Annotated in this window: 21 protein-coding genes, 5 tRNA genes and 1 pseudogene; 16 read left to right on the top strand and 11 right to left on the bottom strand. The window is 35.7% G+C overall.

Annotated features, from left to right (window positions below; translation table 11 throughout):
• The 12 genes from ACXR6G_RS19305 to ACXR6G_RS19250 all read left to right on the top strand — a co-directional run bounded on the left by ACXR6G_RS19305 (position 1) and on the right by ACXR6G_RS19250 (position 5,797).
• Positions 1-246, top strand: coding sequence for an ATP-dependent Clp protease adaptor ClpS (locus ACXR6G_RS19305; RefSeq protein ID WP_458363090.1), 246 nt, complete (start codon positions 1-3; stop codon positions 244-246).
• Between the two features lies 1 nt (position 247).
• Complete coding sequence (locus ACXR6G_RS19300; protein WP_458363089.1) at positions 248-715, top strand: NfeD family protein; 468 nt, start codon at positions 248-250, stop codon at positions 713-715.
• Between the two features lie 5 nt (positions 716-720).
• Positions 721-1,704, top strand: coding sequence for a flotillin-like protein FloA (gene floA, locus ACXR6G_RS19295; protein WP_458363088.1), 984 nt, complete (start codon positions 721-723; stop codon positions 1,702-1,704).
• Positions 1,705-1,905: 201 nt separating this feature from the next.
• Positions 1,906-1,993: transfer RNA gene (locus ACXR6G_RS19290), tRNA-Ser, on the top strand.
• A 60-nt stretch (positions 1,994-2,053) separates the two neighbouring features.
• Positions 2,054-2,128: transfer RNA gene (locus ACXR6G_RS19285), tRNA-Pro, on the top strand.
• 66 nt (positions 2,129-2,194) lie between these two features.
• A tRNA-Pro gene (locus ACXR6G_RS19280) sits at positions 2,195-2,269 on the top strand.
• 62 nt (positions 2,270-2,331) lie between these two features.
• Positions 2,332-2,406 (top strand) — tRNA-Pro (locus tag ACXR6G_RS19275).
• 77 nt (positions 2,407-2,483) lie between these two features.
• Positions 2,484-2,558, top strand: a tRNA-Pro gene (locus tag ACXR6G_RS19270).
• Between the two features lie 179 nt (positions 2,559-2,737).
• Complete coding sequence (locus tag ACXR6G_RS19265) at positions 2,738-3,262, top strand: TlpA family protein disulfide reductase (protein WP_458363087.1); 525 nt, start codon at positions 2,738-2,740, stop codon at positions 3,260-3,262.
• A 278-nt stretch (positions 3,263-3,540) separates the two neighbouring features.
• Positions 3,541-4,167: a hypothetical protein gene (locus ACXR6G_RS19260; protein WP_458363086.1), complete on the top strand. Its 627-nt coding sequence runs from the start codon at positions 3,541-3,543 to the stop codon at positions 4,165-4,167.
• A gap of 19 nt (positions 4,168-4,186) precedes the next feature.
• Positions 4,187-5,125, top strand: a complete 939-nt coding sequence (locus ACXR6G_RS19255; protein WP_458363085.1) for a tRNA-dihydrouridine synthase — start codon at positions 4,187-4,189, stop codon at positions 5,123-5,125.
• A gap of 9 nt (positions 5,126-5,134) precedes the next feature.
• Complete coding sequence (locus ACXR6G_RS19250; RefSeq protein WP_458363084.1) at positions 5,135-5,797, top strand: adenosylcobinamide amidohydrolase; 663 nt, start codon at positions 5,135-5,137, stop codon at positions 5,795-5,797.
• Between the two features lie 150 nt (positions 5,798-5,947).
• Here ACXR6G_RS19250 and ACXR6G_RS19245 read toward each other — a convergent pair whose 3' ends face one another.
• Positions 5,948-6,484, bottom strand: a complete 537-nt coding sequence (locus ACXR6G_RS19245; protein ID WP_458363083.1) for an AAA family ATPase — start codon at positions 6,482-6,484, stop codon at positions 5,948-5,950.
• Between the two features lie 51 nt (positions 6,485-6,535).
• Positions 6,536-8,002 (bottom strand): cobyric acid synthase, encoded by a 1,467-nt coding sequence (locus tag ACXR6G_RS19240; protein ID WP_458363082.1) that lies wholly within the window; start codon positions 8,000-8,002, stop codon positions 6,536-6,538.
• Positions 8,003-8,294: 292 nt separating this feature from the next.
• On the opposite strand from ACXR6G_RS19240, the gene ACXR6G_RS19235 reads away from it, so the two are divergent.
• The 3 genes from ACXR6G_RS19235 (at position 8,295) to ACXR6G_RS19225 (ending at position 11,068) form a co-directional block, all read left to right on the top strand.
• Complete coding sequence (locus ACXR6G_RS19235; RefSeq protein ID WP_458363081.1) at positions 8,295-8,672, top strand: hypothetical protein; 378 nt, start codon at positions 8,295-8,297, stop codon at positions 8,670-8,672.
• A 3-nt stretch (positions 8,673-8,675) separates the two neighbouring features.
• Positions 8,676-9,650 carry a biotin synthase BioB gene (bioB, locus tag ACXR6G_RS19230; protein WP_458363080.1) on the top strand — a complete coding sequence of 325 codons (975 nt, stop codon included), beginning with the start codon at positions 8,676-8,678 and terminating at the stop codon, positions 9,648-9,650.
• A 116-nt stretch (positions 9,651-9,766) separates the two neighbouring features.
• Positions 9,767-11,068, top strand: a complete 1,302-nt coding sequence (locus tag ACXR6G_RS19225) for a sensor histidine kinase (protein WP_458363079.1) — start codon at positions 9,767-9,769, stop codon at positions 11,066-11,068.
• Between the two features lie 46 nt (positions 11,069-11,114).
• Here ACXR6G_RS19225 and ACXR6G_RS19220 read toward each other — a convergent pair whose 3' ends face one another.
• The 4 genes from ACXR6G_RS19220 to ACXR6G_RS19205 form a co-directional block, all read right to left on the bottom strand.
• The gene (locus ACXR6G_RS19220) at positions 11,115-11,309 is read right to left on the bottom strand and encodes a DUF1289 domain-containing protein (protein WP_458363078.1); all 195 of its coding nucleotides are present in this window, start codon (positions 11,307-11,309) and stop codon (positions 11,115-11,117) included.
• A gap of 77 nt (positions 11,310-11,386) precedes the next feature.
• The gene (locus ACXR6G_RS19215) at positions 11,387-12,118 is read right to left on the bottom strand and encodes a LytR/AlgR family response regulator transcription factor (protein WP_458363077.1); all 732 of its coding nucleotides are present in this window, start codon (positions 12,116-12,118) and stop codon (positions 11,387-11,389) included.
• On the bottom strand, positions 12,111-13,148 hold the full coding sequence (locus tag ACXR6G_RS19210) for a sensor histidine kinase (protein ID WP_458363076.1): 1,038 nt from the start codon (positions 13,146-13,148) through the stop codon (positions 12,111-12,113). The genes ACXR6G_RS19215 and ACXR6G_RS19210 overlap by 8 nt, the downstream gene beginning before the upstream one ends.
• Before the next feature lie 45 nt (positions 13,149-13,193).
• Complete coding sequence (locus ACXR6G_RS19205; protein WP_458363075.1) at positions 13,194-14,108, bottom strand: hypothetical protein; 915 nt, start codon at positions 14,106-14,108, stop codon at positions 13,194-13,196.
• Between the two features lie 407 nt (positions 14,109-14,515).
• On the opposite strand from ACXR6G_RS19205, the gene pruA reads away from it, so the two are divergent.
• Complete coding sequence (gene pruA, locus ACXR6G_RS19200) at positions 14,516-16,147, top strand: L-glutamate gamma-semialdehyde dehydrogenase (protein ID WP_458363074.1); 1,632 nt, start codon at positions 14,516-14,518, stop codon at positions 16,145-16,147.
• 64 nt (positions 16,148-16,211) lie between these two features.
• On the opposite strand, the gene tnpA is transcribed toward pruA, so the two are convergent.
• The 5 genes and pseudogenes from tnpA to ACXR6G_RS19175 form a co-directional block, all read right to left on the bottom strand.
• Positions 16,212-16,691, bottom strand: coding sequence for an IS200/IS605 family transposase (tnpA, locus tag ACXR6G_RS19195; RefSeq protein ID WP_458363073.1), 480 nt, complete (start codon positions 16,689-16,691; stop codon positions 16,212-16,214).
• Positions 16,692-17,417: 726 nt separating this feature from the next.
• A complete protein-coding gene (locus ACXR6G_RS19190; RefSeq protein WP_458363072.1) occupies positions 17,418-19,352 on the bottom strand; it encodes a Na+/H+ antiporter NhaC family protein in 1,935 nt (644 codons plus the stop codon).
• 151 nt (positions 19,353-19,503) lie between these two features.
• On the bottom strand, positions 19,504-21,516 hold the full coding sequence (locus tag ACXR6G_RS19185) for an OmpA family protein (protein ID WP_458363071.1): 2,013 nt from the start codon (positions 21,514-21,516) through the stop codon (positions 19,504-19,506).
• Positions 21,517-21,534: 18 nt separating this feature from the next.
• The gene (locus ACXR6G_RS19180) at positions 21,535-22,518 is read right to left on the bottom strand and encodes a PorP/SprF family type IX secretion system membrane protein (RefSeq protein ID WP_458363070.1); all 984 of its coding nucleotides are present in this window, start codon (positions 22,516-22,518) and stop codon (positions 21,535-21,537) included.
• 22 nt (positions 22,519-22,540) lie between these two features.
• Positions 22,541-23,810 (bottom strand): annotated as a pseudogene (locus tag ACXR6G_RS19175) (T9SS type B sorting domain-containing protein); the annotation flags it as partial.

The following is a 23,810-nucleotide window of genomic DNA, read 5'->3' as shown; positions in this document are numbered from 1 at the left end:
ATGAATTCAGAACATGTACTTTGTTTACACAATGATAGTGATCACAGCTTCGATTATGTTGTTGATGCTTTAATAGAAGTTTGTGAGCATACTTCTGATCAAGCTGAGCAATGTGCATATATTACCCATTATAAAGGTAAAAGCGAGCTTAAAGTTGGGGTTAAAATAGATTTATCTCTCATGAGAGATAAGTTAAAAGATATGGGCTTGAAAGTAAGTGTCGAAATCAATAAAACAGCATACTAAGATGACAATTTTTATTATTACCCTCCTACTTGTTATAGGAGTTGCTCTTATACTACTTGAATTTTTTGTTTTACCAGGGATTACTGTTGCTGGTATTGCTGGTATTTTGATGATGATCGGTGGTATCTATTTGTCTTATCAGCATTATGGAAATGTAATAGGACATTTAACCGTCTTGGGATCTGTAATTTTAAGTTTGCTGGCTCTATGGTTAGCTTTAAAATCGGGAACTTGGAATAAAATCATGCTGAAAACAGAAATTGATTCAAAAGTAGAGAAGCTTGAAGATGATCTTGTTGCTATAGGCGATGAGGGAATATGCTTATCTCGACTTGCACCAATGGGACAAGTGAGAATCAAAAATCATATTATTGAAGCTAAATCAACAGGCGTATATATTGACGAAAAAACACCAATTGAGGTGATTAAAATTGTAGATAAAGTTATTGTTGTAAAATCTTTAAAATAAATTAAATGGATATTCAAATTGGAGGATTAATATTTTTAATCGTTGCAATAGGAGTAGGTACCTACATCCTTTTTATTTTCATTCCAGTTGGACTCTGGTTTTCGGCCCTACTTTCAGGTGTGCGAATTTCATTACTTCAACTCGTATTTATGCGTTGGCGTCGTGTACCACCCAATGTTATCGTTCGCTCGATGATTGAGGCTCACAAAGCCGGATTGCATATTACAAGAGATGACCTTGAAGCTCATCACTTGGCTGGTGGGCATGTGGAGCAAGTAACTCATGCTTTAGTTTCAGCTTCAAAAGCTAACATCGAACTACCTTTTAGGATGGCTACTGCTATTGATCTTGCTGGTCGTGATGTTTATGAAGCGGTTCAGATGAGTGTTATCCCTAAAGTGATTAATACACCTCCAGTAACTGCAGTATCAAAAGATGGTATTCAGTTAATCGCTAAGGCCAGAGTAACTCTACGTGCTAATATACGCCAGTTGGTTGGTGGAGCAGGAGAGGAAACTGTTTTAGCCCGTGTGGGTGAAGGTATCGTATCATCAATTGGTTCTTCAGCATCGCATAAAACGGTACTTGAAAATCCAGATTTCATTTCTCGAGTTGTATTAGAGAAAGGTTTGGATGCTGGAACAGCTTTCGAAATTCTATCGATTGATATTGCAGATATTGATATAGGAAAGAATATTGGTGCCGTTTTACAAACCGATCAAGCAGAAGCGGACTTAAAAATCGCTCAGGCTAGGGCAGAGGAACGACGAGCTATGGCTGTTGCAACAGAACAAGAGAATAAAGCTCTTGCACAGGCAATGCGTGCCAAGGTTATCGAAGCAGAAGCTGAAGTTCCATTGGCTATGGCTGAAGCTTTCCGTAGTGGTCATCTTGGTGTAATGGATTATTATCGCATGAAAAATATCGAAGCTGATACTTCAATGCGTGAAAATATTGCGAAACCTGCACCAAAGGGTAAGAAAAAATAAAAAAATAAAATGATAGAATTAAGGCTAGACGCGTTCTTTGAACGTGTTTAGCTTTTTTTTTGAAAAAAAAATAATTTTTTTTTAAGGACCAATCTCATTGATTCATAATTTACTATAATCCCAAAGGGAGGGATATTGTGACTTGAGTGGAAATAAAATTTGCACAGATCAAATTTTTGCCTACTTTTGCTTCCGCAATCAGGAGAGGTGGGAGAGTGGCTTAATCCACCAGTTTGCTAAACTGACGTACTGTGTAACGGTACCGGGGGTTCGAATCCCCCTCTCTCCGCTTTCTTTTCTTAACTGAAAAGATGCCAAGTGAAAAGGTCAACCTTTTCACTTTAATTTTCGGGGTGTAGCGTAGCCCGGTCATCGCGCCTCGTTTGGGACGAGGAGGTCGCAGGTTCGAATCCTGCCACCCCGACACCGAAAATTACAGAGAAGTTGAAGAACTTCTCTTTTTTTATCAGACATATTGAAATTAAATTCTCGGGGTGTAGCGTAGCCCGGTCATCGCGCCTCGTTTGGGACGAGGAGGTCGCAGGTTCGAATCCTGCCACCCCGACACCGAGAAATTTACCGAAGTTGTAAAACTTCATTGTTATTGAAAGTACCGAAATTTATTTTCGGGGTGTAGCGTAGCCCGGTCATCGCGCCTCGTTTGGGACGAGGAGGTCGCAGGTTCGAATCCTGCCACCCCGACAAAGAAGAGATTTAATTCTTCTCTTCTTTTATTCTCTTGAGAATAAACTTTCATTAAAATACCGGAATTAAATTTTCGGGGTGTAGCGTAGCCCGGTCATCGCGCCTCGTTTGGGACGAGGAGGTCGCAGGTTCGAATCCTGCCACCCCGACAGAAAAGAGAGAAGTATTTTACTTCTCTCTTTTTTTATGCCTACCAACGGCTTATTTCTTTCATCAATCAAAATCTTAAGTTCTTGTTAAAATTACTTTTGAAGTATTGTCTCACAGAAAATCTTACTATTTTGCATGCCATATTAAACAGACCGATTAATTGAAAGAATAAGAAATCATGCGTAAACTAGTATTAGTATTTATATTGCTTATGGGAATTGTAATAAGTGGAATGGCTCAAGAGGTTCAGGATCGAGGCTATATTGTAAATGTAGGGGATATTGCTCCTGATTTTGAAATGAGCTTAATGGATGGGCAGAAAGTTAAACTATCTGACCTAAGAGGTAAAGTGGTGATGTTGCAGTTTACAGCCAGTTGGTGTGGTGTGTGTCGCAAGGAAATGCCGTTTATCGAAAATGAAATCTGGCAAATTAATAAGAACAAGGACTTTGCTCTTTATGGTCTTGATCGTGACGAGCCTATTGAGAAAGCTCAAAAATTAATTGATGCAACTGGCATTACATATCCAATAGCATTAGATGATGGAGGCAAGATATTTGAACAATATGCTATGAAAAATAGTGGTATTACACGTAATGTTATCTTGAATCGTGAAGGGAAAATAATTTACTTGACTCGTTTATTTAATCAAGAGGAATTTTCAGCGATGAAGAAGCTTATTGAAGAAGAACTTAAAAAATAGTTATTAAGTCTTGAATTTTCAGAATAGCTATTAACTCTTTAATAAAAATGCGATTGAACTTCAATCGCATTTTTATTATTTTTAGAATTAAGTTCATCCTAAACTTGATCTCATTATTATAGTAATTGATACTAAATATAAGCCTGTTTTGATATTACTTGACGAAAAAAGAAGTATTTTTAGAGCATAGAGAAGATTTGGATTTCTATAGTGTCAGGTGAATTGTGAAATAGAAGAAAATCTGAGATCTGAATTTTAATTTTTAATTTCGTAGACTTATGGATAAGGCTTTTGTTCAGATGATTGAGAAGGTAAGAAAGTTTCTTTTGCAAGAAGGCATGGGAGATATTTCTTTAGAAAAGTTGGAGACAATTGGTATTTCGAAAGAAGAAATTTCAAAATATGTAAATTCAAAAGAAGAGCTTGTTGAGAAAATTTTGGAATTCGAGAGAACTAGTTTTATGAAAATATTTCTAGATTATAATTTTGAAGGTCAAAATGCTATTGATATCCTTTTTATTGTTAGTCAGGAGATTAATGATAGATTCGAGAATGTTTCACCATCTGTAACTAGGGAATTTGAAAAACATTTTCCTGAGATTTATAAGAAGCATATGGATCAAAGAATGGCTTTTATCTTCGATAAGATTCAAATCAATGTTGAAAAGGGTACTGCCCAAGGCATGTATCGCGAAGATTTAAACACTGAGATTGTTGGCCGAATGTATTTGTCTCGACTTGAGGATATGCATAATCCAGAACTTTATCCACCAGAGCGTTTCAAATTTGGAACCATCTACGACACCATGATAGATAGCTTTGTAAAAAGCATTGCTACCGATGATGGATTATCTTATTATCGTCATCGCAAACAACTTCTTAGTGTATGCAGTTTCGGACGTTAGATTAAATTATAGTATAAATATGAAATTATCTTTAGCACCTCTACAGGGCTTTACCGACTTGGTATTCCGTAGAGCATTTGCAAAATATATTGGGGGCATAGATCAGTTCTATACCCCTTTTCTTGTTCTCCAGAATGGGGATAAATTAAAATCGTCTCACCATAGGGAGATTGATCCTAAGATCGAAGAAAACCTAGTGCCTCAATTTATTGGAAATAGCCTTAAGGAATTTGTTTTCTTTCGAGATCATCTAATTAGCTTAGGTTACACAAAAATGAATTGGAATTTAGGTTGTCCTTTTCCTATGCTTGTTAATAAGCGTAAGGGATCAGGCTTATTGCCATTCCCAAATTTGATTGAAGAAGTTCTTTCTGAAGGTTTAGATGATCGAATTGAATTATCTGTTAAGATGCGTATTGGTCACGATTCAATAGAAGAGTTAGAGCCAGTATTAAGCGTTCTTAATAAGTTTAAAATTTCTGAGATCATTGTTCATGCGCGCCTAGGGATACAGCAATACAAAGGAGAAGTAAACCTTGAAGCATTCGATAAAGTACTTTCATTATCGAAGCATCCTGTTGTTTACAATGGAGATATTTGTAGCCTAGAAGATTATCAGCAACGACTGGAGCAATTTCCAAATTTGGAGCAAATGATGATTGGTCGAGGGCTCTTGAAAGATATCTTTTTAGCTAGAAAAATAAAAGGAGAGGAACTTCCATCAGCCAAAGAGCGATTAGATTTATTAGAGAAGTTGCACGGTGAAATCTACAATTCGTATACAGCTTATTTAAGTGGAGATACTCAGTTATTGTCTAAGTTGAAACCCATGTGGGAATACTTTTCAGCCAACTTCAACAACGAGCGTAAAGTTCATAAAGCGATTAAGAAATCGGGAGGCATTAAGAAATATAATGCTGCAGTTGCATTCGCTTTTCAGCAAGGTATAAAGGAATAAACTAAGTTGATGAATTTCAAGTTTGATATAAACGATCAATTTTTCCATTTGGAATTTGACGAACCTGTCAGTATGATGAGTTCGTCAGTTTTGAATGGTGGGTTTTGTCATGCCTCACATTTCTTCAATACCAAAGTTGATGCTAATTTCTTAGGAGAGAAAACAGAGTTTGAGAAACCGGCTATAAGTCTCTTAAATATTGCAAATAGAAATACCTGGAAAGGTGTGACAGTTGGTATGATGACTGCCGCACTGATGTCGTCTTTTAGACGAGTTAAGTTAGAAGAACAAGGTATTTGGATCGAAGTATTTCTAACCTCAGGAGTTTCCAATGCTCGTAGAGCTGGAGATAAAGCCGATTATCAATTTATGAATGAGGCCTGTCAGAAAATTGGAACAATTAACATGATACTTCTGACGAATGCTAGTCTTTCACCTAATAGCATGATCGAGTGTATTATGATGGCAACTGAAGCCAAGTCGGCTTGTTTGCAAGATCTGAATATAATAAGCCCTGTAAGTGGTGAAATTGCTACAGGAACTGGAACCGATTCTTGTGCTGTTGCCTCAGGTAAGGGACCAGTGGTTGATTATTGCGGCAAGCATGTTCTTTTTGGTGAATTACTGGCTAAAGCCGTTTACCAAGCTTTGAAAAATTCTTTGGAGGTATAAATTAACTTTTAGTACTATCTGACAAAAATATTTCCTGCAGATTTCGCAGAACCACGCAGATTTTTAATTTTCACATCCTCACATCCTCACATCCTCACATCCTCACATCCTCACATCCTCACATCCTCACATCCTCACATCCTCACATCCTCACGCTTTCAGAATATTTTCAATAAATGCAACTCGTTCCTCTATGGAAACTTTGGGTAGTTCAATAATGTTGAAACCTAATTCTGTATAAGTTAACTTAAGAAATTTGTAAATTTCTACAGCGTCCTTATATGATTCTGGTCGCTCGCTATCATTTACGAATATTTCCTGCCAGGGAGGCGTCAGAAACACATTCTGATTATAAGCTTTGGCTTTTTCGAAGTACTTATCCGCTACGCTTAAACCACCTCTTCGCATATAGGCAATTATATCTGGTAAACCACGATCGTAGAAGCATGTGCAATCAGATTTGCAATCTTCTAATTGTGCACTCATACGTTCGTAGCATAATTCGGCGAAAGCTGCTAAGTTTTGCCAGGGAACCCTATCTCCACCAGTTTCGTGTTGCTCACGAATGATAACTCTCGATATTTCCTCAAAACCCTGATAGTTCAGATTAACAAGAGCAGTTAGAAGGCTTGATTTTCCTGAACCAGGCCCTCCTGTAATGATATAGCGATTTGAATGAGTAAGCATTGTATTGATAATGTAATGTCTTTGTACTTGAAATCTAATTCGGTTTTTTTATTACTCGCTTAAGTGCTGATAAACTAAATCCATATTGACATTCTCACGAATGGCATCAGCTAATTTATCGTATTGTTCTTCCTTAAACTGATTGTAATCGAAATTGATATCCTCCGTATCGAAACCCTTCAGTAAATCATGAATAACAACTGAATTATCAAGAATACCATGAATGTAGGACCCCCAACAGTTTTCATTTAAGGAATAGCCATCTTCTTTGCCATTACTTAATTTGTTTAAGTGATTCTCTGGATGCTTTAGTGTCGTTTGTCCCATATGAATCTCGTAACCCGTACAAGTATCTGAATAATCTTTGAACTTGAACTGACACTGTTCAGTTACTTTATTATCTTCGATAACTGTATTGATTGGCAGTAGGGCTAGACCGGAAATAAGAGGTAAATCACCCTCAATACCATTAGGATCACTAATAGTTTCTCCCATTATTTGATATCCACCACAAATACCTACCAACTTTTTACCTTCCTTTTGAGCTCTAACAATTGAACTGGCAATGCCAATTTTTCTAAGATGAGCTAAGTCTGAAATGGTATTTTTACTTCCAGGGATGATGATAATATCCGCTTTTTCAATCTCAGAAGGGCGCTCGGTATAATAAAGGTGAACGCGGGGGTCGTGTTCTAAAACGCTAAAATCTGTAAAATTTGCCATCCGTGGTAAACGAATCACAGCTATATTAATCAAACTAGAATGTGATTCTTTGAACTTATCCTCCAAACTCACAGAATCTTCTTCTTCGATATGAATATCTCTAAAGTAGGGTAGTACTCCTATTACTGGAACGCCAGTTAGGTCCTCAAGTATCGTTCTTCCTTCTTCAAAAAGCTTGATGTCTCCTCTGAATTTATTGATGAGAATACCTTTAATTTGTTTCCTCTCCACATCATCCAAAAGGTAAATACTACCAAAAACGCTAGCAAACACACCACCTCTGTCGATATCTGAAATCAAATATGTTGCAGCATCTGTTTCAACGGCCATGCGCATATTAGTGATATCTCTAGATTTTAGATTAAGTTCAGAGATACTACCTGCACCTTCCAGTACAATAGGATTATACTGTTTTTCTAATCGATTAAAAGCATTGATAGCTTCAGTGAAAAGTGCAGCCTTATTGTTCCCCATGAAATACTCAGCAGCCGTTTGTGTTCCCACTGGTTTCCCATTTAAAACTACTTGTGAACTTTTGTCATTGGTTGGTTTAAGCAAAATCGGGTTCATATCGGTATGGCAAGGCAACTTGCAGGCTTCAGCCTGTACGGCTTGAGCACGGCCAATTTCGAAACCTTCAGGAGTAGCAAAGCTATTTAAAGACATGTTTTGTGCCTTAAAAGGAGCTGGCGTGTAACCATCTTGCTTGAAAATCCGACAAAATCCAGTATTCACCATGCTTTTACCCACATCGGAACCTGTACCAACAAACATGATTGACTTTAACTTTTTCATGGCTTTTCAGATATATATATTAAGCTAAGGACTGTATTTGTCGCAAGGCTTATGAGTTCAGTTGGCAAAAATAATAATATATGTGTGCAAAGTATAACAAATAGAGGACTGAGTCGATAATGAACTCTGCTTTACAACCTATATCAAGCAATGAGTTGGGAAAACAAATCAAAAAATAATATCTTTGGCTGGCTCAGAAGAGTATCAATTGATAATAATGAGTTTGATTTTCATATATATATTGAATCAAGCAAGTATCATAAAATTTATATCTAAATCTTAATTTTTAAACATGTTTACTGACAACCTACAAAGAGGTCGGAATCAGGAACTACAGGTTTTTAGACACTGGAGCAGAAAGTCGTATGCGGCATTTGCAAGTATGAATCAGGAGATTAAAATCGCCTGTATATCTGCAAGCTATAATATGATGACTCCAAGTCAGGAAGCTGGTGTTTCAGGTTTTATGTACGAACCTCAGAAGGGTGGAGATAAATGTGACGAAGATGATCCTGATGGTGAAGCTTTATTGTTGTTGCAAAATTTAATTTGCAGCACTGTAAGTAAATCTGTAGGTGAACGAAAGAAATATCAGAAACAATCTGATCAGTTCTTTTATTCGTCTGTTAATCCTACCCAAAAATTAATTATTAACCGAAAAAAGAATTGAATCATGACTGATATTAGAAATAACTGGACCCACGAAGAGGTCAAAGACATTTACAACCTGCCATTGTTAGACTTGGTCAACCGTGCCTCTAACACTCATAGACAATACCACGATTCTACAAAGATGAACATGAATACGTTGATCTCTGTTCGTACTGGTGCTTGTTCTCAAGATTGTAAGTATTGTGCTCAATCAGCTCGATACGATACTCATGTAAAACCTGAAAAACTTAGTTTGGAACAGGTTATTGCGGATGCCAAAATTGCACAGGCAAATGGCGTAAAGCGTGTTTGTTTAAGTTCTGCTGGCCGTGATGGAAACCGTGATGATCGTTTCAACGAAATGGCTGAAATGATTACTGAGGTTAAGAAATTAGGCTTGGAAGTGTGTTGCACCATGGGAATGATCAACAAAGAGAAAGCTAAGAAATTAGCTGATTTGGGTATCACTGCTGTAAATCACAATTTAGATACATCGGAGCGTCATTACCCAACCATTACAACAACCAGAACCTATGCTGAGCGATTGGAAACTTTGGCAAATCTTCAGGAAGCAGGAATTAATTACTGTTCTGGAGGAATTCTAGGAATGGGAGAGGATGATGAGGATCGTATTGAAATGCTTCGTACTCTTTCGAATCAGGAAAAACACCCTTATAATGTACCATTAAATGCTCTCGTTCCAGTTGAAGGAACACCATTTTATGGTAAAGATGTCGTTGATATTTTTGAAATGGTACGTGCAGTAGCTACCGCCCGTATTCTAATGCCTAAAGCTGTGATTGCATTTGCAGCTGGACGTACACATTATAGCAAAGAGGGACAAGCTCTTTGTTTTATGGCTGGTGCAAATTCTATCTTCTTTGGGAATAAGCTTCTAACAGTAGGGAATGTTGAAATTAATGAAGATCAAGCTTTGCTTGAAACGTTAGGGATGAAATCGACTCGTTACCATGAACTTACTACTCTCGAGAATTAAAATAAATGAGATTTAAATTATAGTCTAAAAACTGCTTGATAACTCGAGCAGTTTTTTTTTTAGTATGTTATTTTTTGAGAAAATAATCGTAATTTACTAGTCTATATTCTTTTATTATGTCGAAAAATAATCGATTACAAATTTTAGAACTTGCAGAATCAAGTATGAGAGAGATTGTCGATGCGACTTCTCATTATTCTGGTGAAGATTACTTAAATGCTCTTGTTTGTATTATATCAAAAGTTCTTAAAGCAGATTATGTCTTGATTGCGGTTCCTAAAGGTAATAATACTACACAATTAAAGACACTTTCTATTTGCAATGGGGATAAATTACTCGCTAGTTTAGAATATGATTATTTAGGAACACCTTGCGAAAATGTTTATGGTAAAGAAGCATGTTCTTACTCGAAAAGTGTTGCCGATTTATTTCCAGAAGATATTTTATTGCAGGAAATGAATATTCAAGGATACATTGGTATTCCACTCTATACCAACAAGAACAAAAATATCGGTGTTTTGGCTTGTTTATTTAAGAACAGTTTATCTGTAGAGAATTCGATCCCAACTATTCTTGAGATTTTTGCTCATAGAGCTGCAAGCGAAATCCAGCGTTTAGCTACTATTGAAGATTTAATCAAATTAAATAAAGAGTATTTGGCTTTAAATGAACAGTACCAAATACAGAATGAGAAGTTGGAATTTACTTTGGAACAAACTCGAGCTCAAGAAAAATTAAAATCGATTTTTTTACAAAACATATCTCATGAGATTAGAACACCTATGAATGGGATATTAGGTTTTTCTAATTTAATTAATAATACAGAACTTAGTAATGAAGAGTTAAAAGAATATACAACACATATTATTAGTAGTGCCAATAAGTTACTCGAGGTTGTTAATGATATTCGTTATTTCTCAAATATTGAATTGGGAGAGATCGAATTAAATGAAACAGCATTGAATATCAACGAGCTATTAGAACATTTGTATATGGGCTTAGAAGAGAAAGCATTAGAAAAACAACTTCTTTTTGAATCTTATATATCCCTTGCTGAGGAAGATAGTCGTATCGTTACCGATGGTGTGAAATTAAAACAAGTTCTATGGAATTTAGTTGTTAATGCGATTAAGTTTACAAAAACAGGTTCGGTGCTGTTTGGTTATGAAATAAAGGGCGAAAATATTGAATTTTTTGTGAAGGATACAGGTATTGGAATAGCTGATAGTATGCAAACAAACATTTTTAAACCTTTTCAGCAAGTTGATTCTTCAACTCAAAGAAAGTACGAGGGCGTTGGACTTGGTTTGTCAATTTGTAAAGGTTATGTTGAAAGACTCGGAGGCAAAATTTGGTTCAATTCGGAACTCAACAAAGGAACCTCAGTATTTTTCACTATACCCTATAATAAAGCGTAAAAAAAAGCGTGTTCCATTTTGTAAGGAACACGTTTAAAATTTATTCTTATCTGAAAAATCCCCCCGTTTGGGTATCTGGAGCATTTCTTCTATTACTTGCTTTTTCTAAAACTTCGGTCTTTTGTTGGTTGGTATATAGTGACCAATCTCCAACCTCTTCGTTGGTTCTTCTGCAACCAAAACAAACGCCATTAGAGTCGGCACGACATATTTGTATACAAGGTGATTTTACGTCTTCCATATTGTAGTTTAATTAGATTCTTTTAAAATAATAATCAAATTAAATCAAAACTATTTTCTTCTCAAACTTATGTATGGCTAAACTTGTTCATTCTTTTCTATAGCCTCATAGAATTCTTCGCGATAGGAGGCTGCAACAGGAATTAGTTTGGATGCTAGGCAGACTTGATTTCCTTCAAGATACTCGACTTTGTTGATATTGATAACAAACGAGCGGTGTATCTTCATGAATACTTTATTGGGTAGTTTCGAGATGAAATTCTTTAAGGTTTCGTGAATGATAATAGGTTTTTCTCCTAGGAATAATTTAAGGTAATCACCATCTGACTCAATGTATGCTAGTTCCGAAAGCTTGATCGGGTAAGATTTCTTATTTGATTTTACCCATATGGTTTTTGATGTATCAGAATTTCCTATCGGATTAACTTCTTCATTCTTTTTTAAGACTAAAAACTTATTGACAGCTTTTAGAAAACGATTAAAGGAAAAGGGTTTTAAAAGGTAATCCAGTGCATTTAAATCGAAGCCTTCAACAGCGTGTTCCGGATAGGCTGTTGTAAATATCACTTCGGGGCCTTGATCCAAGCTCTTCAGCCATTCAATACCATTTATAATTGGCATGTTGATATCCAGGAAGATAAGATCAATATTTTCACGGTGCAGAATTGCGTTTGCTCGCATAGCATCTTTGCAAGTTCCACAAAGTTTTAATTCTTGACAATTAGCTATATACGATTCGAGTATTTCCTGAGATAGGGGTTCATCTTCGACGATAAGACAATTGATATATTTTTGGGGTGTATTAGTCATTTTTGAGATTCAGGTTTAGTTCTACATTAAATTGTTCCTTTTTTGACTTCAGACTCAATTCATGCTTGTTTTGATAGTGGGCGTTTAGACGTTTTTTTACATTCTCGATTCCGAGACCTCCCTCATCACTAATTTGTTTGTTTGGTCTCATTGGAATACTATTTGTTAGATTCATATTGATACTTTCTGGATTAATATGGATTTCTAAATCAATGAAATTTGAATCTGATTGATTCATACCACCATGTTTAAAACAGTTTTCAATAAAGGGGATCAGTAGAAAAGGTGCAATTTGCTGTGTATCGATTTCTCCAACTATTGTATAATGAATGGATGTGTCTGATTGGCATCTAAGCTTCTGTAGATCCAGGTAATTGGTGATATAGTTGATCTCCTTTTCTAAGAGCACTAGTTTATCTTGTGTTTCGTAAATCATGTATCGCATCAGTTCCGATAACTTGAGAATATAATCTGGTGTTTCCTTGGCGTTCTTTCGAGACAAGGCATAAAGAGAATTTAGATTATTGAATAGAAAGTGGGGATTGATATTTGATTTGAGAGCACTTAACTCACTTTCTATTTGTTCACGTTTTACGGTTTCCAATTCCTTCTGAGTCTCAAGCACAGCAAACCACGATTTTGATAGCTTCAAAAGTGTGGTTAATGCTAAATAGACAAAACTGAATTTCAATAAGTCTGTTATATCATACGCTGATATAAATAAATAGTCGGGAGCGATCCAGTCACTCAGATGATTAAATGTGAACTCATTAGTATAAGCTATTATCAGCCATATACCTAAGGAAGAAATTAGATAAAGAGTATATTTTTCTTTTTTTAATAGGAACCGGATGAGGACTTCGATATTGATGTAAACACCAAAAACAAGGCTGATATGGAAGAGTAGGGTATAGACATAATCAATATCAGATAATTGCTCTTCAAAGGCAAAGAAATGTATAAGAGTGTAAAACGAGCAAGCCCAAAACAGAAGGTGCTGAAGTATTCTGTTTTGAGTTAGGCTCTTCATTATTGTTTGAAATCGAATGATCATTAGATTCGTTTAAGTATTGCTTTATTTCAATGGTGTCAAAATCAATTCAGCATCTTTATTGTCGAAAAGTTTTGAATCTGCGAACTTGATTAGGAATTTTTGAATGTCTGAAGTTTTTGCAGTGATGATTTCCTTGTCATCTCTTGAAACATGTGCAAGTCTTATTTTTTTGTTCTTTCGTATTTTTATAAAATCGTTAGAGGTGATCCAATTTAGTTTTAGCTTTTCATCGATAAATTCTAGTTTTAAAAATCCGTGCATTGGTGATACTAAACTAATCATGCAACCACTATCTAATTTCTTTTCCATACGATATTCATCAGGAATGATATCAAAAAAATAATGATTACCAAGTTTAGCTAAGTGTCCTTGGAAGAAAGCGGTATCTTTTTCAGTTATAAGTTTAATTTCATAATGTTTTCTTGTATTCGGGTACATGAAGTACTTGATTTGTTTTATACTAACACTTTTGTCTGCTTTAATATCTTTTTTATCCTGATCCAATCCCATCATAAAACGATCCTCTTTGCTTAAATTACTATTCTCTTTTGTAGAGCTGGTAGATTGTTCTTCGTTCTTTTTTTTGTCTAGTCCCATCATGAACCGTTCCTCCTTACTTAAGAAATCTTTCGCAACAGAATCCTTGTCTTTTTTATTATAAGAATATTTGACTTTGAATTTGACTCCTGGCTTATCCTTAATCTTTGAGATGTTCTGCATGTTTTTTGACTGTTCAGCCAAACCTGTTGTATCGGTGATTGTTGTAATTTCTACTCTTGTGCCATCATCACCTATCCATATCCCATCCAATTCTTCTTTGTGTACTCTGTAATTATCGGTATAAAGAGGGTGTAAAGAGCTAACCACACAGGATTGTGCTGCGATAAGAATAAAAAGAAAAAGCGAGCTTAATTTGAGTATTTTGATTGTTTTCATAGTTCAATTCGTTTTAGTGAAAATAGATTGTGAAATTTTCAGAGATCTCCACGATCTACTTTCAAAATAAGGGAATCCTCTTTTTATTGTAAAATTCTTTCGATGAAAAGATGTTTCTTTTCGATGGAAATCAGATAAGGATTGATTTCGATCAACATAATTCCTCATACTAAACGTGCTGTTCGAATCTAATCAATAAGAATTAATACTGTAAAGCTAAAACTCTTTTGTCTCTTTCGTGATTAAATAGAAAATAGAAACTAAAATTTTCCTTCTGATGAAAAATCTTACGAATTACTTCTAAATTCAGTGCGTTTCATGACATATCTCATATTAATCGCCTGCCAAATTTTTTACATTTGCTCAGAGTGAAAAAAAATAGACAATAACCCTAAAACTATATAATCATGCCAAAAGGTATATACGACGTTCCGGCTGTAACTAACGAGCCAATTTTTTCTTATGCTCCAGGTTCTCCAGAAAGAGCAGAATTACAAGCTACCATCAAAGAGATGCGTTCAAAAGAAATCGATGTACCTATGTATATCGGTGGTGAAGAAGTTCGCACAGGAAAATTATTTACGATGACGCCTCCCCACGATCATCAGCATGTTTTAGGTCATTACCACCTAGGTGAGAAAAAGCATATCCAAATGGCTATTGACGCTGCTTTGGCTGCAAAACCAGCTTGGGAAGCTATGGCTTGGGAGCATCGTGCTTCTATTTTCTTAAAAGCTGCTGAGTTAATTTCGGGTCCTTACCGTCAGAAATTGAATGCTGCTACCATGTTGGGACAGTCGAAAAATGCATTCCAAGCTGAGATTGACTCTGCTTGTGAGATTGCTGACTTCTTGCGTTTCAACGTACAATATATGACTGATATTTACAAGCAACAGCCTGTATCTTCAAAAGGTGTTTGGAATCGCGTAGAGCAACGTCCATTAGAAGGATTTATATTCGCTTTAACGCCATTCAATTTTACTGCAATTGCTGGTAACCTACCTACAGCGCCTGCTATGATGGGTAACTGTATTGTTTGGAAACCATCTAAGACGGCTGTTTATTCAGCTCAGCTTCTTATGGAGATATTCATGAAAGCGGGTGTACCTGCTGGAGTTATCAACTTGGTATATGTATCAGGTCCTGCTGCTTCTGAGGTCTTATTCTCTTCTCCTGATTTTGCTGGTATTCACTTTACAGGATCAACTGGTGTATTCCAGGATATCTGGAAAAATATTGGTGAGAACATTCATAAATTCAAATCGTATCCTCGTATCGTAGGCGAAACAGGTGGTAAGGATTATATCTTTATGCACCCAACAGCAAATTGTAAAGATGTTGCTACGGGAATTACGCGTGGTGCTTTCGAATACCAAGGACAAAAATGTTCTGCTGCGTCACGTGCTTTCATTCCTGCAAGCAAGTACGACGAAGTAATGGCATACGTTAAGGAAGATTTAAGTAAGATCAAAATGGGTGGAACTGAAGACTTCACAAATTTTGTAAATGCTGTAATCGACGAGACTTCTTTCGACAAGTTAGCTTCAGCTATCGATGCGGCTAAGGCTTCTCCTGATGCTGAGATTGTAGCAGGTGGTACTTACGACAAATCTGTAGGTTACTTTATTGCTCCAACTATTATTCGTGCAGCTAAGCATGATTATATCACTATGGAAGAAGAGCTATTCGGCCCTGTTCTTACCATCTTTGTATACGATGACAATAAAGTAGACGAGACTTTAGATATTCTTGACAAAGGTTCAATGTATGCTCTAACGGGTGCTATTTTTGCTGACTGTCGTTATGCAATTGAGAAATTAGTGAAACGATTGACTCATACTGCAGGTAACTTCTATATCAACGACAAACCATCTGGTGCAGTTGTTGGACAGCAGCCATTCGGTGGCGGTAGAGGTTCTGGAACCAACGATAAAGCAGGTTCTATGATTAACCTATTGCGTTGGGTTTCTCCACGTACAATTAAGGAAACTTTTGTACCAGCTAAAGATTATATGTATCCTAACTTCTTAGAAGACTAGGACCTAAAATAATTGTTAGATATAAAAACGATCGGAGCTTTTGCTTCGATCGTTTTTTTGTTTATTAACCTTCATCCCAGAAGTCGAATAGATATTGTTCTTTATAATCGATTTCGAATTTATCGAGATATTTAAGATACTCTGTCTTGAATGACTCTTTCTTATGATGATCGTGTTGATTTAAGATATAGTTGTAGACGTTTTCAATGTGTGAACGGCTGTATGTAAAACTTCCATAACCATCTTGCCATAAGAATTTTGAAGGACAGAGTTTATTAGTATTTATAAATAGTGATGAGCTCCGTTTTATATCACGAACAATGTCTGAAATACTTTTGTTCGGGTTTAATCCGAAGAATATATGTATATGATCATCAACACCATTAACGATTATTGATTTGTGACCTTGCTCTGTTAATATACCACTGATATATTTATATACCTGTTCTTGAATTGATGAATGAAGAGATGCTTTTCTGTATTTTACGGCAAATACAATTTGAACATACATTTGTGTGAAAACACCTGGCTTCATTTTGTGCATTTTGATTGTTAAAAAATCAATTTACGATAATACTGATTTTTAAACAAATAATATTTGCCCAATGTATCATTGGGCTACAATCATTAAACCTCTACGAGGTTCTTATTATAATTTGAATTATTTGCCAGGTATTGCCTGTTTGGCATTTAAAAAAATAATAATATTTGTTTATCCTCTACAATTATTAAACCTCTACGAGGTTTTTATTCTGATTCGAATTGTTAGCTGGGAATTGCCTATTTGGTATTTTAAATAAATAATATTTGTTTATCCTCTACAATTATTAAACCTCTACGAGGTTTTTATTCTGATTCGAATTGTTAGCTGGGTATTGCCTATTTGGTATTTTTTAAAAAATAATATTTGTTTATCCTCTACAATTATTAAACCTCTACGAGGTTCTTATTATAATTTGAATTATTTGCCAGGTATTGCCTGTTTGGCATTTAAAAAAATAATAATATTTGTTTATCCTCTACAATTATTAAACCTCTACGAGGTTTTTATTCTGATTCGAATTGTTAGCTGGGTATTGCCTGTTTGGTATTTTAAATAAATAATATTTGTTTATCCTCTACAATTATTAAACCTCTACGAGGTTTTTATTCTGATTTGATTGTTAGCTAGGTATTGCCTGTAGGGCAATTATTATTGTAGCACAATTGTATTGTGCGTTTTAATCATACGTCGTAGACGTTACATTATTTTATGTCTAACATTCTTGAATTACTCTTCAACCTTTTTCCCAAAGAAATGGACGATGGCATAAAGACTTAGAATGCCTGCCGGGAATATAATCCAATTTGATACACCATATGCCGCTGGAATAAGCCCGATGAAAATAGATACCGCACCTACTGAAAGGGCATAAGGCATTTGTGTACGAACATGCTCAATATGATTACACGAACTGGCTAGAGAGCTTAGAATCGTTGTATCTGATATTGGTGAGCAATGATCGCCAAGAACAGAGCCAGCAAGAATTGCTGAGACAACAATATAGAAGATGTTCATCGATTCTTCGTCGCTTAATCCAACACTGTGGCTTAAATACCACGAAGCTGGTAGAATAAGAGGATAGAGTATAGCCATAGTTCCCCATGATGATCCTGTGGAGAATGCGATTAGTGCAGATAGAATAAAGGTTAATGCCGGTAATAATTGTGGTGCTACATTAATCGAAATCAGGATATTTGAGATGAAATCAGCCGTGTGCAAATCTTTAGTGATATCGGCCAATGCCCAAGCAAGAACCAAAATCAGAATTGCCGTAAGCATTGTTTTGAATCCCTTAAGTAAACTATCACTTACCTCGTGTAATGTCAGTAATTTTTGACTCATTGTGAGCCCAGCTGCTACAAGTACAGCTGTTAGCGACGACCAAAGTAAGGCTAGATAAGAATCGGAAGCGCCTATAACATGCGATAATTTTTTGCTAAAAGCTATTGTTGTATCATTCCAAACAGTGCTATCCCAACCTGTATAGAATAAACCAGCTAATGTGCCAAATATGACAATTAGAATTGGAATCCCTGCGTTATACCACCTAGGGCTGATATTCTTCGCCATTTCGAGTTCATTCTCTATTTTATCTTCTGAGTTAAATTCAATAGCATGTTCTGGCTGCTGATTTCTAGCATGCTTTTCAGCTTTAAGCATGGGACCAAAATCTTTGCCTTTAAAGATGATGAATAGCATAAAAGCTAGCATGAAGAATGGGTAGAATCTGCTTGGTAAAGAGTTAAGAAAAATGCTGTATGGGCTTTCTGTTACACCAATTTGAACCGTTGCTGATTGAATGTAACTCAATTCGATACCAATCCAAGTCGTTATCATGGCAACAGAAGCAACGGGTGCAGCTGTTGAATCGACAATATAGGCTAGTTTCTCTCGTGAAATTTTAAGTCTGTCGGTTACGGGACGCATGGTGTTACCAACCACAAGCGTATTGGCGTAATCGTCGAAGAAGATTAATACACCCAATAGCCAGGTTACAAATTGACCTGATCTAGCCGTATTGGCATATCGAGATAAGATATTGACGATACCTTGCATGCCGCCATTTCGAGAAATTAGCGTAACCATAGCACCAATAAGCATGGAGAAGACGATGATTGAAATATGCCCAGAATCGTTAACTGAATTGATGACGTAGGTATCTGCAATAGCAAAAATAGCTTGAAAGAAGGCGATAAAAATTGAAGCGCCTTTGTATGAATAGATAATGAGAGTTCCTGTAAATAAGCCGAGAAAAAGAGCCGAGAAAACTTCTTTAAAAAGTAGTGCCATTACTATGGCAACAAGTGGGGGAAGTATCGATAACCATAATGGGATAGGGTTAATTGTTTCTGAATGTCTTTTGTTCCCAATTCGAACTTCAAGCTCTTCCTTTTTATTGAATTGATATTTAAATGCTAAATGAGAATCTTTAATTTCGTACTTCGTTTCAACACTGTTAATATAAAGCTTAAGTGAATCAGCTTTGATTTGTTGAAATAATCTAGCGCCTGGGTTTATTTCTATAGACGAATTTATTTTTGTGACGATTATAGATGGATATTCAACTGAGAAGTTATCTGAATCGTTAGCAAAAGTATTAAAATTGAAGCTTAGTATTAGAATGATGAGGGGAAGAAAAGCCTTTTTAAGAATAGAATTCATAGGGGGACTTAAGATTTAGGTTTAGAATTCTAAATATAAATAAATCTATTGATATTCTTAACTTAAGATTGATTCGAAATCATTAAAATTCAAGCAATAAAAAGCCCGATATCATAAGTGATATCGGGCATATATATAAAGTGAAAATTTCTTATTGAATTTGTATTGTTTTCAATTGAACTTTTCTGTCTGGCTGTAATTCGCCACGATTTTTTTTGTAGTCTACCTGTTTTGCTTCTTGTTCACCATAAACTTGAGTTTTAACTCGACTCACATCAAGTTGTTTTTTCTTAAGATATGATATAACCGCCTTAGCTCTTTTGTTTGCTAATTTCATGTTGTAATTCTCAGAACCTAGTGCATCGGTATGAGCTGAAAGTTCAAACTGAACTTGAGGATATTTATTCATAAAAGGTATAATAATCGTATTTATGGTACGATCAGCATCTTCACGAATATTCGACTTATCGAAATCAAAGAATAGTTCAGCTAAGAAGTTATTAATCTCATCCTGAATTTCTTTTTCGATTGAATTCACTGTGATGATTATTTTAGCTTCACATTTATCATCGGTATAAGGTAAGTCGTAAGCCAAGGCGTACGAAATGGTGTCTATACCAACAAAATCTGGAGAACACGTATATTTAAATAATCCGCTTGCTTCATCTTTCTCAAAAAGACCATTATTTATAGATTTCGGAGCATAATTCGTTACTGATATTTTTTCAGCATCACCACGAGAGTCATTTGTAAGAGGATCAATTGTAATAAAACCTTCTTTTACATCCATAACAAAATAATCGTTCACAGCTTTGGGAGCTAGTGGTTTAATTAGGATGCTGTAAATATCATCCTTAGTTTTTCTAGAACGATTTGATGAAATAAATCCTCGGAATCTATTTTTCACGAAAACCAGTCCAAAATCATCGAAAGATGAATTGATAGGGTAACCCATATTTTGAGCTTTGCTGTACGTGTTGTTTTCGATATTTGAATAATAAATATCTAAACCTCCTAGTCCTAATTTAGAATTTGAAGAAAAGTAAAGCGCTTTGTTCTTGTAAATATATGGAAACATCTCATTCTCCTTTGTGTTGATTGTTTTTCCAAGGTTAATAGGATCTGACCATTTACCATTTACTCTATTACAAACATAGATATCTGTAGCTCCTATACCTCCTGGCATATTCGAACTAAAATAAAGTTGATTTCCATCATCTGAAATTGATGGATGAGCATAAGAATATGATGGGTTATTGAAAGGAAGGACTTCAAATTTACCCCATCCTTTATCCGTTTTCTTCGATCTTACAATTCTTAGATTATTGATTTTATCTTCATCAACATCGTCTAATGAGGCATAATTTGTGGTGTAATAAATAGCATCTTCACTCTTTGAATAAGTAACCGATGATTCATGATATTTGGTGTTGATATGTCGACCGTAAGGAACAACTGTGTCTAGAGTTCCATCAGTTTTAACATTAGAACAATAAAGATCGAGGTAAGGTTCTACATTTCTTCTATTTGTTCTATTAAAAAATGTTTTCTTTCTAGCTGATGCAAAAATGATTTGTCCATCAATAAAAGAAGGCCCCATATCTGATGCATCTGAATTAATGAGACTTGATATCACTTCATACCTCAAAGAATCAGATTTTAGTTTTTGTATGATCTGTGGCGAAAACTCAGATGTATTTGGTTCTAATTTATGAAGAAGAGCATTTTTTTTATTGATACTTAAAGCTTCGTCATACTTCTCGTTCATTTTCAAAACCTCGGCATAATTATTAAAATCAGATTCTGACATAAGATCTGTTTCATCTAACTTTTTATACCAAAACTCAGAATCCGTTGGTTGATTGATTTTTAAATAGGATTCGGCTAATCTTTGCACAAGGAATGTAAGGGTGTCGCCTTTTGAAACAATTTTCTCATATCTCTGTATTGCAAATGAATAGGCCTCGCTACTGAAATCTCTTTCAGCAGCATCTAATCGAATTTTATCGAATAAGCCAAGTTTAGCTTTAGTTTCAAGTAGTGTTGGAAAGTTATTTTTAGTTTCGGTGTTAAGATTGTTTGCTGAAACAATATGAAAACTTCCCAAGCCAATGGCTAGGATTAGAATAAGCTGATGTAATATGTAATTTTTTATTTTTTTCATGATCTGAATATCTTATTTCTAAAAGAATCGTGGTGATTTGACAATATGGTTTTTGTGAAAATCGAAAGCGACTAATATCTCATGAGTTCCTGAGTTGTAGCCATGAAGTCGAGATGTGGTATAATCGTAAGCATATCCAAACCACAGTTGATCGGCCACTCTCAATTGAAGTACGCCACCAAATGAATCGCCTTCTCTCATAGCAACACCTGCAACAATTTTGTTTTTAATCATGACAGCCGCTGTTAGATCGAATGACATGGGAGCTCCCTCAACATATTTTACTAGGTATGACGGCTTAAATTTCAAATCAGGATTAATATTCATGACGTAACCTCCTATAAAGAAATAATGTCGTTCTGATTTTTTAATATCGTTAACATCATCACTCGGAGATTTAATAGCATTTCGAACAATTCGAGGACTAGAAAGTCCGACGTAATATTTATCTGTATAATAAAACAGGCCTGCTCCGAAGTTTGATTTGAAATTGCTTGAGTAATCCTTGGTGTAGATTTCTTCTTTTTGAGAAGGACTCAACATAGAAAGATTTACTTCTTGATTATCAATTCCAGCCTTAATACCTGCGGCTAAATATCCCTTCGTATGGATTTTTATTCGAGCAGAAAAATCCAGATTCATAAAAGATATTTTTGTTGGACCAATCTTATCTTGTACGTAAGAGAATCCGACTCCAACACGTTTCCCTAAAAGTGGGGCATGTGCTGAGAAGCTTGTTGTATTTGGTGCCCCTTCGAATCCGACCCATTGGTTTCTAGAAATTAGAGCAGCGCTTAAGCCATCTTTTGATCCTGCATAGGCAGGGTTGATGGCTTGAGTGTTGAACATGTATTGTGAGTACATGGCATCTTGCTGAGCGGATAGTTCAGCAATTGCTGAACATCCGATCATAAAGAATAGAACTATTATTTTTGTATATTTTGAATTCATCTTGTTATAATTATCGAGTAATGTATATGTATCCTTTTTCTGCTTTATCATTCTTATTCTTCTTTAATAGATAGAAATAAGTTCCAGTTGGTAGCGGTTCATTTTTGCCTTTCATTTTTCCATCCCAATCGTTTCGATAAGGTTGTGCAGAATAAACTTCATTTCCCCAACGGTTAAAAATAATTAGCTTGCTGTTAGGATGATTCAGGATTCCCGGAATGATATATAAATCGTTCGTACCATCGCCATTAGGAGAAAAGGTGTCGGGAGCATCTTCACATGAATCACCAACGCCATTACCATCTTCATCGGCTTGATCCGGATTGTAAGTCAAAGGACAATTATCGTCTCCGTCGTTTACACCATCGTTATCAGAATCGAAGTCCTTATTGTTAGGGATACCATCTCCGTCGCTATCGACATCTTCTTCATCCTCGTCGTAAATACCATCGTTATCATCATCAGAATCACAAGCGTCACCTTCACCGTCATTATCAGTATCTAGTTGATCTGTGTTCGGGGTTAAAGGACAATTATCATCTCCATCCAAAATTCCATCATCATCAGTGTCAGGATTTTTTGGATCAGTACCTTGATCTTCGTCTTCATCATTTAATCCATCGTTGTCGTCGTCAGTGTCACATACATCCCCTTCGCCGTCACCATCAGTATCTAACTGATCTGTATTTGGAGTATCAATACAATTATCTTCGTTATCAACAACACCATCACCATCAGTATCGTGGTTTGGATCGTCAAGACTAACATCGTCAGTTACAGTAATAGTAATAGATTTTGTAGATACTTTATCGCCATCAGAAACCTTAACAGTAACTTGATAGGTATTATTACTATCAGTATCTGTAGGGTTTTCGTAATCAGGAGATGTTACGAATGAAATTGCACCTGTAGTAGGATCAATATTCACTTGTGAACCATCTAATTCATCAACGATAGAGTAAGTTAACTCGTTTTGAGTATTGTCAATATCTGTAGCAGTTGCAACAGTAACAACACCAATAAAGTTTTCCTTAACAGTTTTGTCGTCAGCCGAAATAATCGGAGCATCATTAACAGGAGTTACCTTGATTGTTACAGTTCCCTCAACACATAGTTTAGGAGTTCCATTATCGCAAACATTGTATTTGAAACTGTCGTTTCCAACATAGTCCTTATTAGGAGTGTAAGTGAAAGTACCGTCTTCGTTCACAACGACTGTTCCGTTTGTTGGGGCAGTTGCTTTGGTAAACTTCAAGTCATCACCATCAATATCCGTAGCAGTTAATATTTCCGACTTAGCTGTTTCTTCCTTAGTCTCTATTGCTAAGTCTTCAGCTTCAGGA

It is taken from the genome of Ancylomarina sp. YFZ004 (genome assembly GCF_054254355.1).
Note: the sequence above shows the minus strand (reverse complement) of the source record. Positions and strands in the feature narration are given on the sequence as shown.